This window comes from Pseudoalteromonas sp. BMB (assembly GCF_001709235.1).
GTDB classification, from domain to species: Bacteria; Pseudomonadota; Gammaproteobacteria; order Enterobacterales; family Alteromonadaceae; genus Pseudoalteromonas; species Pseudoalteromonas maricaloris.
In genome coordinates this window covers 18,053-30,497 of record NZ_MBQA01000201.1, presented here as the reverse complement: position 1 = coordinate 30,497, position 12,445 = coordinate 18,053, and the positions used below count along the sequence as shown (strand labels likewise).

Annotated in this window: 8 protein-coding genes and 1 pseudogene; 2 read left to right on the top strand and 7 right to left on the bottom strand. The window is 44.9% G+C overall.

Annotation, left to right across the window (positions count from 1 at the left end; translation table 11 throughout):
• From BB427_RS20285 to BB427_RS20270, 4 genes and pseudogenes are all read right to left on the bottom strand, one after another.
• Window positions 1–511 (bottom strand): annotated as a pseudogene (locus tag BB427_RS20285) (hypothetical protein); the annotation flags it as partial.
• A gap of 11 nt (window positions 512–522) precedes the next feature.
• Window positions 523–4,428: a hypothetical protein gene (locus BB427_RS20280; RefSeq protein WP_069022883.1), complete on the bottom strand. Its 3,906-nt coding sequence runs from the start codon at window positions 4,426–4,428 to the stop codon at window positions 523–525.
• Window positions 4,425–5,450: a DUF4150 domain-containing protein gene (locus BB427_RS20275; protein ID WP_069022881.1), complete on the bottom strand. Its 1,026-nt coding sequence runs from the start codon at window positions 5,448–5,450 to the stop codon at window positions 4,425–4,427. Before BB427_RS20275 ends, BB427_RS20280 begins: the two co-directional genes overlap by 4 nt.
• Before the next feature lie 233 nt (window positions 5,451–5,683).
• Window positions 5,684–5,899, bottom strand: coding sequence for a heavy-metal-associated domain-containing protein (locus BB427_RS20270; protein ID WP_254663676.1), 216 nt, complete (start codon window positions 5,897–5,899; stop codon window positions 5,684–5,686).
• A 176-nt stretch (window positions 5,900–6,075) separates the two neighbouring features.
• On the opposite strand from BB427_RS20270, the gene BB427_RS20265 reads away from it, so the two are divergent.
• Window positions 6,076–8,454: a heavy metal translocating P-type ATPase gene (locus BB427_RS20265; protein ID WP_083229916.1), complete on the top strand. Its 2,379-nt coding sequence runs from the start codon at window positions 6,076–6,078 to the stop codon at window positions 8,452–8,454.
• Window positions 8,455–8,459: 5 nt separating this feature from the next.
• Complete coding sequence (gene cueR / locus BB427_RS20260; RefSeq protein ID WP_010369762.1) at window positions 8,460–8,870, top strand: Cu(I)-responsive transcriptional regulator; 411 nt, start codon at window positions 8,460–8,462, stop codon at window positions 8,868–8,870.
• Window positions 8,871–8,948: 78 nt separating this feature from the next.
• Here cueR and BB427_RS20255 read toward each other — a convergent pair whose 3' ends face one another.
• Genes BB427_RS20255 through BB427_RS20245 form a run of 3 tightly spaced genes read right to left on the bottom strand, consistent with a single transcriptional unit; the run spans window position 8,949 to window position 12,421 of the window.
• Complete coding sequence (locus BB427_RS20255; RefSeq protein ID WP_069022875.1) at window positions 8,949–10,244, bottom strand: pyridoxal phosphate-dependent aminotransferase; 1,296 nt, start codon at window positions 10,242–10,244, stop codon at window positions 8,949–8,951.
• Between the two features lie 49 nt (window positions 10,245–10,293).
• Window positions 10,294–11,502, bottom strand: a complete 1,209-nt coding sequence (locus BB427_RS20250; RefSeq protein WP_069022873.1) for a cysteine desulfurase family protein — start codon at window positions 11,500–11,502, stop codon at window positions 10,294–10,296.
• A 58-nt stretch (window positions 11,503–11,560) separates the two neighbouring features.
• Entirely contained in the window at window positions 11,561–12,421 is an 861-nt protein-coding gene (locus BB427_RS20245; protein WP_069022871.1) for a hypothetical protein, read from the bottom strand.
• Window positions 12,422–12,445: the final 24 nt, after the last annotated feature.

Genomic DNA, 12,445 nt, shown 5'->3' with positions numbered 1-12,445 from the left:
CTTCAGCTGAAGTGCGTTTTACAAAGCCAACATGGATAAAAATAGGTATGGCGACCGTAAGCAAAACGGCTATCTTCCAAACAAAAAATTGATCGTGTGTAGCCAAATAAAAACACGCCGCAATCATTGCCCCTGCTAAAGCAATATACGCAAAAGCTGCATTTGAAAGCTTATCGATACGATCAAGGTCAACACTCATCAATTTTATATCTCTGCTGGAGGCCATTAGGTTATTTTGCGAAAGCAAGAATCGACTGTTTAGCTGAACTGGTACTCGCTTAAACCCCCCTTTTACTTTTTTACGTCTTGGTACTGAGTCTGCTATTGGTAGTAGTGGAGTTTCTTCCACCGGCCGACCAAAATCAAAGGGTGGTAAATTGTCTTCTGTATGCTCTTTTAGCTCTTTAGGTGCTTTGGGAGCTACCTCGGTTTCCATTACCTTACTTACTATTTTTCTGAGTAAAGTAGCAGATAGGGCTGTAAACGTTTTTAGATTTAATTTTTCTCTCATTATTTGGCCTTTTAGTTTAATAGCCTCTGTAGCAACCCTGCTGCACTTAAACCATAGTCATCGATCTCTACCTCTACGGCTTGTTCACTCCAAAGCCGTGCTTCTGAAATATTGCCATCTTGATCGCGCTCTGGAGCTGGTAGCCTAAACTCTTGACTCGAGTTTGGGCTAATGGTTTGCCCCTTACCAAGGGGGTATTTTGTACAGCGCATGCGCAGCTCTAACTTTGTGCAGTTTAGCTTGTCAAAATAAGGGTATAGCGCGGTTTCGTCGAATTGCAGCTGAAACCCGGTAAATTGAGGGCTAACGGTAATTTTGACATGTTCCCAGAAGTGGTCGATTGCGGTGGAGGCTTGGCCCTTTGCCGCTGTACTTAGCAATGATTGCCATGGTTTATTAGAGGCAACGGGCTTAATATCAAACTCTAGGTCTAAATAACCCTGTTGAGATGCAGGAATATGCCCTGGAACCTGCATATTAAAGTTTACGATATGAAATTTACCACGTTTTGATATTTTATCAGCAACACGTGAAAAGGTGTTGAGCTGCATCACCTGAGATTCAGCCATAATAGATGGGGCAAATAGCGCGTCGTAAAGTGCATGCAGAGCATATTCTGGGTGAGTTTGCCAAGAATAAGTTAAGTTGTCCCCCAGCATGTTCTTTTCGCCACCCTCAAAGGCGTTTTTACCCCAAGGGCAGACGGTTAACCAGTTTTTGAGCGGATCTTTATGGATTAAATAGAGAATACCGTAGCCTATAAGCACCGCTATCAGACCATAGATGCTCACTCTGCCAAATTGTAACATAACTGCGGCACGAGAATATTTGGCCAACACCATAGGCAGGCTGTCAATGGCCATCCCCGCAAAACCTGCTGTCACAAGTAAGTTTCCTGTGGTTGCCCACACATCTCCTCGCTTATAGGCATAGTAAGCATCAAAAGCAGATATGGTCGCACTATATGCTGAGGCGAATAAGTTTAACCTACTTGTCCATTTCATTAACGACGCTTTACTCGAAAAGGTTGGCCCATATTTTTGTTGTGCGCTATGACTTCCAAAAACACGCCTATGGTGTTCAAAGGCGGCATATTGTCGTGGACTTGGCAAACCTGATCGCATTTGTGTCACTGCGGACTGCACTGTTAAGTGAATTGCAGCAAGATCAGACACTACTCCTAGTGTATCAAAAGAGGCCCTAATACTTGGTTCTATATTTATTATTACCTGCCTCACATTTGCAATTTCAAAGATATATAAAGCACCTAATACACCCACCATTCCTCTTTTTAACGACTGGCTGGATGCGGCCTCGGTAACGACTTTATTTTGCCATTTCTCTAGATTTGCTGTTCGCTCTGCGAGATTTTTGATAGTGGTGTGTTGGTTTTCTAACTCAGTTGAATAGTGTTTTGCATTTTGTACCGTGTCGTCATAAATTTGTTTTGCCCTTGCTGCTGAGGCTTCAGCAGACAAATCGGCACCGGTTGCTTTAACCAAATAGGCAATGACTTTCTCTTTACTTTCAATAAAGGTGGTTGTTTGCGCTCTGTCTAACGATTGGGTTAGGAGTTCAAGGCGTTTATTCAAGTTCAAAACATCTTCCAGAGACACTTTATGGCTTGCGCCTCCGTATTTTATATTGACGTTTCGCTTTCTGTTCGCTCGTATCAGCTGATTTAATTCTTTCACTTGCTTCTCGGCAGAAAGCTGGCGAGATTTGGGGTCAAGCGGCATGTAACCTATAGGAAAGTTACCATTTATATAATCGGAGACCCTCATTTCGACTTCAACAAGGTGCCCAGGTGTTGAGATATCTACTAATCGCATCAGTGGCTGTAATACATCCGCTTTTGCATCAATCAATTTTGCAAAAGGGTATTTGTGCCATGCATTATTGACCTTTACGAAGGTAGATACTTGTTTTTGAGCTCGTGTAACCGACGCTTTTGCTGCTGCAAACTTGGTCTCAAGTCGTCGTAATCTTGCTCTTTCAACTTGTATCTTTGCGTCTAATTCTGCAGCTTTGAGCTGATGCTCTTCAGGAGTCAAACGCGATAGTTCAGACTTTCGTTGTTCATACTCAGCTTCTTTTTTTGTCAGCTCATCAAGCGCTTCATCTCTTGCAAGTTCGGCCTCTTTCAGTGCTTTTTGAGTTTGTTCATACTGCCGTTGAGTCGCGTTTGTGGCTGCTTGAGTCGCGGATTTTTGTTGGCCTAACGTCCCTTCGTGACTCGAAAGTTTATGGGCGATATCGGGGATCTCAAATACGCTAACGGCTAAACCAAAAATCACCTGAGAAAGCCGCCTGCCTAATTGTTCTCCTTCATTCCAATCTATTAATTCCTCTTGTTTATGGATCTTTTCGATTTTTGCGCTCGCAAGCTTAAGCTCAAAGCGGTTAAAGTCACGCTTTTCGTATTCACTTAGCTTATTTCCCGTAGGTTTTGGAAATAAAAACTGCGCAATTTCTTTTCCTGGTTTGCTTGGGTGTTGATCTAGACATTGCAGAATAAAGTCTTGTCCTCGGTGGCCGCTACTTAGCGTGTGCCAAAACTCTTTGTCTCTATTAATTTGGGCTATTTGTGCTGCCGGATGGGGCTTCAAAACCAAAAATAAATCGGTGAGTAAGTCATAGGCTTCAAAAAACCTTAAGTCAGTTTGATGCGCATAATCCTTAAAGCACTCGGTAAATCCAGCGGCTAAGGATTCTTGATCGAGAAAGTTAATGAGTTCATCAGTGAGCTCCGCTATATTTTCTGCAAGTTCTCGAAATGTTTTTTCCTGCAAAAACTCAAAAAAGGCCTCTTCATCTAAGCATTCTGTTCGCCATTCTTTAAGTTTGTTGGCAAAGTCGATGGCGTCTTCATCCGATTCGACTAGTTTTTCACCAGATGACTGTATTTCTATGTCTTTATCTAAAACGGCATCTGTTTGCAGATAGAAAGTTTGCAGCATGTAAACTGCAAGCTCGTATTTATTACGTTGCTGATAGTCGATTTCACCTGTTTCGCTGTTTACACCAGAGAGGTGGTTCATAAGCGCTTCAATTTCAACCACCAAATTTTGAATTTTCACCACATACATTCGAGCCACATGGATCCCGTCAAAAATCGGCACTTGGGCGATTTTATCGCGCTCTGGAAGGTGCAGCTTTTGATGAAGTGTCGGGGTGTTAACTACTTTGCCTTGGTCGTTATAGCCTGTGGTAAATTGCCCTAAGTTATCCAGCTTAGTCATGCGCTGTGCTCTGAGCGCTGCTGCATCTCCTGGGGCAGGGCAATGTCTTTCTTCGTCAGCGAGTGGTGTGCCGGTATTTAAGCGCGGATCCTGTTCATTAAACCCGCCAAACAACAAGATCTGCTCCCATGACCACTGTACTTCAGACCATGCGATTTCTACGCTTACTTCGTTGCCATTTAGTTTATGCGGGACGAGAATGCTGCTGGTTGGTTTACAGGTTGCTGCACGCGTGCCTTGCGGTCGTGAGTTTGGCTTATTGGCCGACTTTTTCCAACTTAAAAAACCTTTTTGCCAATACAAATTCACATCTGAGAATAGCGCCGGAGCGTCAAAGTCTTCAGATTCGATAACTTGTAGTTCACGCCATAAATAGCCATCGACATAAATATAGATAAATCCACTGGTTACTGGAGAGGCTGATTGTAGTTGCTGCTCTGGCGTGTCGTATAAAAATGGATAAATGTGCACCAGCTCAATGTCGGCATCGCTGCTTTGTTGGTCTACCGTGTTTGAAGTGTAAAGGGGGACCTTATAATAGCCTTCTTTCGTGCCATCAACCGAGGTGTCTTTGAGCATCAAAGACACCACTTCTTTGTCGCTTGCGTAGCCCTCAAAAACAAGTTCTCTAAAATTACCGTTAGCATTGGTTTTGGTTGGTAAAGTGTGGCTCATCCTATCTTCACCTCTTCATCGCTAGGTTTACTACTGCCCGACACTTTTATATTGATCTTATTCGTACCATCTTGGCTTAGTGGCTCTGCGCCAAGCACTACATCAAGGCCTGCAGGAGTGGCACCACCGGGTTGGTTCAATGGTGCGGGGGGCGTATTTTTATTATTAGATACCATTAAATCTCCCTGCCTAACCGCCGGTTTTCCCTCGATGTAAACATCAAAGCTGCCTTGCAGAAACTCCGCTTTTTTACCCAATGTTCGACTAGCGATACCTTTTTTATTACCGGGTTGATCTCCCGTACTTTTTGAAAAGTTAGACTTGATATTGGCTGCACCGTTACCTTGAATTTTTACTGAGCTGGCAACGCTTGCGGCATCTGATGAGCGGGCGATGTTGCCATAAGGAATAGGCACAACCACTTTGCCTATCTTAGTCAAACAAACGTCTACTGTGCTTAACACACCGCCGCTGCCACTATGTACAGCGGTTCTGCCGTTAATGAGAACATTCGTATTTGAAACGATAGCTGCTTGTCTGGCTTCGGCTTCAAAATCTCTGGCAACATCACTCTCAGTTCCTACTTGCCAACCCAGTTTAAGGGTTACCAAGTCTAAGAATGCTTGTGGGTCGCTAATTGGCAGATTAACATCCATTCCCGTTATTGGCTCAATATGCGGTAGAACAGCCGTTTGGTTTTGTTCATCCCATTGCGGTGGGTCGATGATGTAGCCTGGAATAAACGCATTGACCATTTGGCCTAAGGTAAAATCGCCGTATTTGGCTCTTTCGATTTCTTCTAAAAAAGCTTGCTCTCCCGCAGCACGGTCGGGAAATATCGCAATACGATAAGCTTGTCCAAGCGCTTGATTTCGCTTTGCACTAATATTCAATGGCAGTAAGGCTGGATTGTTGTGTCGCCAAGAAACAGAACCTGAGGTTCGTAATTTGGCAGTTTGCGCGTCGACATTGTATTGCACGCTCTGGGCTTCATTGCCTGCACCGGCGCCGATAAAGCTCATTGTGTTGTCCTTAAATTATTCCTTTAGTCGCAGTTGTATTGGTTTTATCTAATACAAACGGCGTAATTGTTCCGCATTGTCTGCGCTTTGTCAAAGTGTGAATTATTGTGAGCGTTTATTAACGTGAGCTGTATAAAACAAGTGCGAGTGGCAATGAAGGTGGAAGTGAGTGGATAAACCACCTTACTAATGCAAAGTGGTTTGGGTCGACTTGGATTGATAACTTCTGGGAGTTAGGCAAAGCTTTCGTTGATGAGTTCTGCGCTATAGCCTGCGTCGGCAATAATAGTGATGATCTCGTCTTCTCCTTTGGTGCTTGAGATTTCAACGATTTTATCATCGAGGCGGACATTCACTTGCGCTTGGCTATCAGCCGCTTGCATTGCTCCAGTGATTGCTTTTACGCAGTGACCACAGACCATTTTTTCTACTCTTAGTCTTAACATCATTATTTCCTTTGTGGATTAAAGTGTTTGCACTGTGAAGCTTCCCTTGATGGTAAGGTCAACTACTATTTAACAATAAGCTTCTGTTAGATGAATGAACAAACAATTTTATTTGACCTTACCATGAGGGTAAGGGTTAGTGTCCAAAAATGAGAGTTAACGCGTTTGCGGAGATAGAAATGGACAAGGTAATAAAATTTAATGTATCGGGCATGACATGCGCCTCGTGCGTTGGCCGAGTTGAGAAAGCCTTAGAGAAAGTATCTGGCGTTGTCAGCGCCAGTGTTAACTTAGCCTTGGAAGCGGTGTCTGTTGAAGGCAGTGCGGAAGTATCGGCGTTGGTGAGTGCGGTTAAAGATGCTGGCTACAAGGTCAATACCAGTGAAGTGCAATATCAAGTTAAAGGCATGACTTGCGCGTCTTGTGTGAGCCGAGTGGAAAAGGCGGCGCAAGCATTACCTCAGGTAATTAAAGCCGAGGTCAATTTAGCGACTGAAAAGCTAACCTTAACTTTAGTGGCAGAGTTACCGTTCGCTGAAATCGAAGCCAAGCTTAACGACGCCGGTTACACTGTGGTACAGCCACAAGCAGACCCTGATGAGTCAAGCGAACAAGTGGCAGCAATTCCCTTTTATCGCGTTGATTGGTTCCCGGCAGTGGCGTCACTGACGCTCACCTTACCTATGGTGTTACCCATGTTTGCCATGTTGTTTAACCAAAACTGGATGCTCCCGGCGTGGATGCAATGGGCATTGGCCACGCCTGTTCAGTTTTATTTTGGTGCGCGTTTTTATCGTGCCGGATGGGGAGCAATAAAAGCGGGAACGGGGAATATGGATTTGCTGGTGGCCATCGGCACCAGTGCGGCGTATGGCCTGTCGCTGTATTTGTGGTGGACATTCAGCGGTGAGCATGGCGCTCCACATTTATACTTCGAAAGCAGCAGTGCCGTGTTGAGTTTGGTGCTGTTGGGCAAGTATCTTGAACACCGAGCCAAGCGACGTACAACCAGCGCTCTTAAAGCGCTTGAAAGCTTAAGGCCAACATCGGCTATGGTCTGGCGTGATAACAGTTGGCAAGAAGTCCCAGCTGCGGCAGTAAAAAGCGGCGAACGACTATTGATCAAACCTGGTGAGCGTATACCGGTTGATGGCGTTGTAGTTGAAGGTCATTCACAGGTAGATGAAGCGCTTATCAGCGGTGAAAGCGTGCCTGTTTATAAAGCACAAACAGATAAAGTTACTGGTGGTTCGGTGAATCTTGATGGCGTGCTTGAAGTGGATGCAACCAGTGTTGGCGCAGAATCGACCCTAGCCAAAATTATTCGTTTGGTAGAACAAGCACAAGGTGCGAAAGCACCAGTGCAAGCGTTGGTGGATAAAGTGAGCGCGATATTTGTACCAGCGGTATTGGTGATTGCACTCATTACATTTTTTGCATGGGGGCTCAGCACAGGAGATTGGCCAACAGGTATTCTGAATGCGGTGGCTGTTCTTGTTATTGCTTGCCCCTGTGCGCTTGGTTTAGCAACACCTGCCGCGATTATGGCAGGCACTGGCACTGCCGCGCGTTATGGGATCTTAGTAAAAGATGCTGGTGCATTGGAGCAAGCAACTGCCATCGATATGGTGATTTTTGATAAAACGGGCACGCTTACGGTGGGCAAACCAGAGCTTAGCAATATGCACACTTTTACGTATCATCAAGACGATGTGTTACAGCTGGCGGCATCGTTACAGCAATACAGCGAACACCCGCTTGCCAAGGCGGTGGTAAACAAAGCACAAGAAAAGCAATTGTCATTACTCCCTGTAAGCGACTTTAAAGTGGTAGCGGGTAGAGGCGTTAAAGCACAATACCAAGATAAAACAGTCTATTTGGGGAGCGGTTTTTGGATGCAAGAGTTAGGCTTAACTTTGCCTGCGCTACCAGAAGAAATACCCGGTGCTTCTTTATCTTGGTTAGTAAGCCAAAATAGTGAACTGAGCTGCGAGTTTTTGGCGCTATTCTACTTTACTGACAAGCTTAAAGCTCATGCCTATACCGCGGTCAAACAGCTTAAGCAGCAAGGGATCAAAGTTGCAATGTTGACCGGAGACAGCCAAAGTAGTGCACAGTACAATGCTAAATTGCTGGAACTGGACGATTATAAAGCGCAAGTTCTGCCAGAGCACAAAGCTGAGTATATTGCTAATGCCCAACAGCAAGGTTACTGTGTGGCAATGGTCGGCGACGGGATCAATGACGCCCCAGCGCTGGCACAGGCTGATCTTGGTATCGCAATGGCTACCGGTACGGAAGTGGCGGTAAGCGCGTCGGCAATGACGCTGATGCGTGGCGAGCCAAGCTTAGTGGCATCTGCTTTAGCGATGGCAAAATTAACCTATCGCAAAATCAAGCAAAATCTATTTTGGGCATTTATCTTTAATGTCATTGGCATTCCATTGGCAGCACTGGGTTACCTTAACCCTATTTTTGCAGGTGCGGCGATGGCGGCCAGTAGTTTACTAGTCATTAGCAATGCGTTGTTATTGCAACGTTGGCAACCAAAGGAGTAAACGTCATGGAAAAACTGATCACAATCGGCGAAGCCGCGCAGCGTACTGGGCTCTCTGCAAAAATGATCCGCCATTATGAAGCAAGCGGGCTACTAAAGTGCAGCAAACGAAGTGAAGCGGGTTACCGGCTGTACGACTCGCAACAATTACAATTGCTAGGTGTGATAAAGCAAGCACGAAAATTGGGGTTTCCTATTGCGCAGATCCAATCTTTACTCGATTTGTTACAAAACCCAGACCGTACTAGCCGTGAAGTCAAATCGATAGCGCAGCATCATTTGAATGAGATTGAACATAAAATCAATGAACTTCAGCAAATGCGCGAAACCTTAAAGCAGCTGTCGGATAACTGTAGTGGTGACGAAAATGCAAACTGTCCAATTTTAGATGGGCTTTGCCAAAATAGCCTAAAGTAGCCGAAGGTTGGAATAGCCAAACGTTAAAAAGCCAGTCTTCAATGATGAAGACTGGCTTTTTTGTTGTGCAAAATAGCGCTAAGCTTCGAGTAATAGTCTTGATTGGGTAAGTGCGAGTAATGCACTTTGTAATCTTGGCAGCGCCGCTTCAATTTCGCTCGGTGAAATAGTACAAACGGCAGCGCGATACCAAAGCTGTGACGCTTTAGAACGACAGCCGAAACTGGCAAATGGCACCAGTGCTAATCCTGCGCTATCAATTAAATATCGACTGACTTGATCTGCATTTTCGAGTACGTTTCCGTTGGGGGTTTCCATATTGATGGCGTCGATCTTCAAGGTCATATAAATGCCGGCATTTGGTATAAATGAATCGATTGCTATGCCTGCGCCTCTCATATCCTGAACACCCTGATGCAGTACCGCCATTGAGGCTAGTATTTTTTCTTTAAAGTCGGCTAAATAACTTTGTAGATAGGTTTCATTTTGAAATAACACCGCGGTGGCAAGTTGCTCTGCCGTTGGGGCCATTGCACCTATATGTTCTTGGATCACCTGCATTTTTGCTATCACTTCGTGTGGGCCTGTCGCCCACCCAACTCGAATGCCTGTTGCAGCAAAAGCTTTGGTGCCAGCATCAACCACAATTAAGTAAGGCTTGATATCTGGGCAAAGCGACGCTGGATGATAATGCTCAACCTCTTGCATTGTCAGCATCCAGTACACTTGGTCGTAGATAACATAGAGCGGTTTGGCGTTTATCGCTCTGCGGCGCACGTTTTCTGCGACAACCATATTGCAGATTTCACTGAGCTGTTGCTTTGAAAACATGGAGCCGTTGGGGTTTTGTGGTGAGCATAAGGTGATAAGGCGCGCGTCAGATATATGTGCTTGAAGTTGTTCCGCGGTAGGTAAAAACTGATTTGCTTCGCTGGTTTCAATTGGCACGTGCTTGCCACCACACATGGTGGTGTAAAACATGTTATTCCAAGAAGGCACAGGGTAGATCACCTTGTCTTCTGCGCTCACTGTGGCGAGCATCGCAGAATACAGCAAAGGTCTTGCACCGCCAGAGATCAGCATCTCCGTATCTGGGTTATAGCTGACGTTAAAGCGCTTTTTAGTTTGTTTTGCTACCTCATCGCGAAGTGATAACACCCCCTCAAGCGGGGGATAATCATTTTGCTTGTTCTCGTAAGCTTGTTGGATCTGTGCGGTAAGGTAGTCGGGCATCGGAAATTGTTGCGTGTCAAAATCTCCAATGATCAAATCACAAATTTCTTTCCCCTTTGCAAGCTGCTCCTGCACGTAAAACTCAAGGTGAATAATGTCCGAGTAATCAAGTGCATTGGCTAAATTTGATAGGTTTTCCATTGTTATATTTTTCTCCTTAAGTATTTGTTTTTGAATAATTTAGTATTATTTAAACGAGTGAAGTTAGCGCTGCGACTTCTCTAACTTTGTTGAGTGCGAAGTCAATTTCGGCTTCTGTAGTATGCCTGCCTAGGCTAAAGCGTATGGTTGCCTGTGCCAGTTCATCCGAAAGCCCAAGTGCGGTTAATACGTGGCTTGGCGATAGGTTGCTTGATGAACAAGCTGAGCCAGTACTGACTGAAATGCTTTTCTTTAATAAGCTCAGCATTTTTTTACCGTCGGTGTCATGAAAAGAGACGTTACAAACATGCGGGAGTCTTTCTTCGCTCATGCCATTGACTTGCACCTGTTGCAGCTCCAGTAAACCATCTTCGAGCTTGTCTCTTAGCTGCTCAACTTTGTCAATTGCGCCATTGCTCAGTTCTCGCTGGGCAAGTTCTACAGCCTTGGCAAAACCAACAATGCCAGGCACATTTAACGTGCCACCGCGTAGCCCTTGCTCGCTTCCACCACCGGTGATCTGCGGTCTAATATCAACCACTCTATTGCCATGCTGATGTCTTAAATACAGGCCGCCAACCCCTTTGGGGCCATAAATTTTGTGTGCCGAGCAAGTTAAAATATCAATAGGGCAAGTGGTCAGATTGATATCGACCTTGCCTAGCGCTTGTGTGGCGTCAGACATAAATAGAATGCCATGTTGCTTTGCAATAAAGGCAATGTCGTCGATTGGATTAATGGTGCCAATTTCGTTATTTGCGTACATCACGGTGATTAAAATCGTTTCAGGTGTGATTGCGGCCTTCATTGCGTCAATATCAAAGCTGCCATCTGGTAGCGGCTCAAGATAAGAAACGCGAGCGCCTTCATGTTCTAGATCTCTAAGTGTTGCAAGCGTTGCTGGGTGCTCAATCGACGAAGTAATAATGTGCTTGCCTTTGTGATTACAAGCACGAAACACGCCGCGGATCCCTAAGTTGTTGCTTTCAGTCGCGCCAGAAGTAAAGATAAAATTTTCAGGTTGTGCGCCAAGTGCATCTGCAATTTTTTCACGCGCTTGTTCGACCGCTTTATGGGCGTTCCAGCCATGTAAACCATACATGCTCGCAGCATTACCAAAGTCGTTACAAAAGTAAGGTAACATGGCTTGTAACACAGCTTCGTCGCACGGTGTTGTGGCGTTATGATCCAAATAGATAGGAAAGCGTAGCGACGCTTCCGTGGTGGACTTACTCTCTAGTGCTGTAATGAGTGACATAAAAAATCTCCGTATAAAATTGGGGCAACAGTCAAATTGAAGCGGATAAATGCGGGCGTTACGCTTCGCAAGCTTCGGCTAGGGTGCTGGTTTGGGTGTTAATGGAATAATCTTCCACATCAAAGTCAGACAAGAAGATATTGGAGATCTTAACGATATTATCGCCAAGGCTTTCGTCTTGTAGGAAAAGTCCTAATGCTACTTCAGTACCGTTCACGACCTTGTGAAAGTCATCCATTTCAGAGAAGTCCATAATGTGGAATACCCCTGCCTGAGGGTTCATTTTCAGTGCTTTTTGGTATGTATCTTTATAGTGCTGCGCCATGATAAGCGGGCATTTTGCAGTCCATATATCCTTATCTTTTGATTCAGCTAAAACGATGTCTACTCCCTTACTGTTTTCGAATAGAATTTTAGTTACACCGTTGCTCGTTGCGAGTGACAATTGTGGGAAACTTGCTAAATCTTGCGAGATAATTTTACGTAAAGATTGGATCCCACGGTTTTTACAATTGCGCTCACCCTGAAGTACTAAGCGGTCGCGTTTTACAATGCTGTAATCACTTAATACGGCTTCTAGCTCGTCAGGTAATGGCGCAAGCCCTTGGCTGTCGGTGGTCATTGCTGGGGATGCAGAAATATCACAAGACTCACTACCACACTGTAAGCCCAGATCGTCTATCAACACGCCAAGCACCACTTTAAGTTTTTTCTTGTGCTCTAGAATCGCGTTGTTAGCAACATTTAACACCTTTACCATTGAATCTATTGAGAATTCGGTAGCGGAATAACGCGGATCAAAATGCCCACCTTCTAGATAAAAGGCGGAGACAGTCGGGTAGTGTTCAGCGACATCCATACGGATCATCTCTAGGAGTTTTTGCTCTACTTCTCCAACCATTTTTTCTTTTAATTTCATTTCGTTAGTCTCTATCTGTAGTTG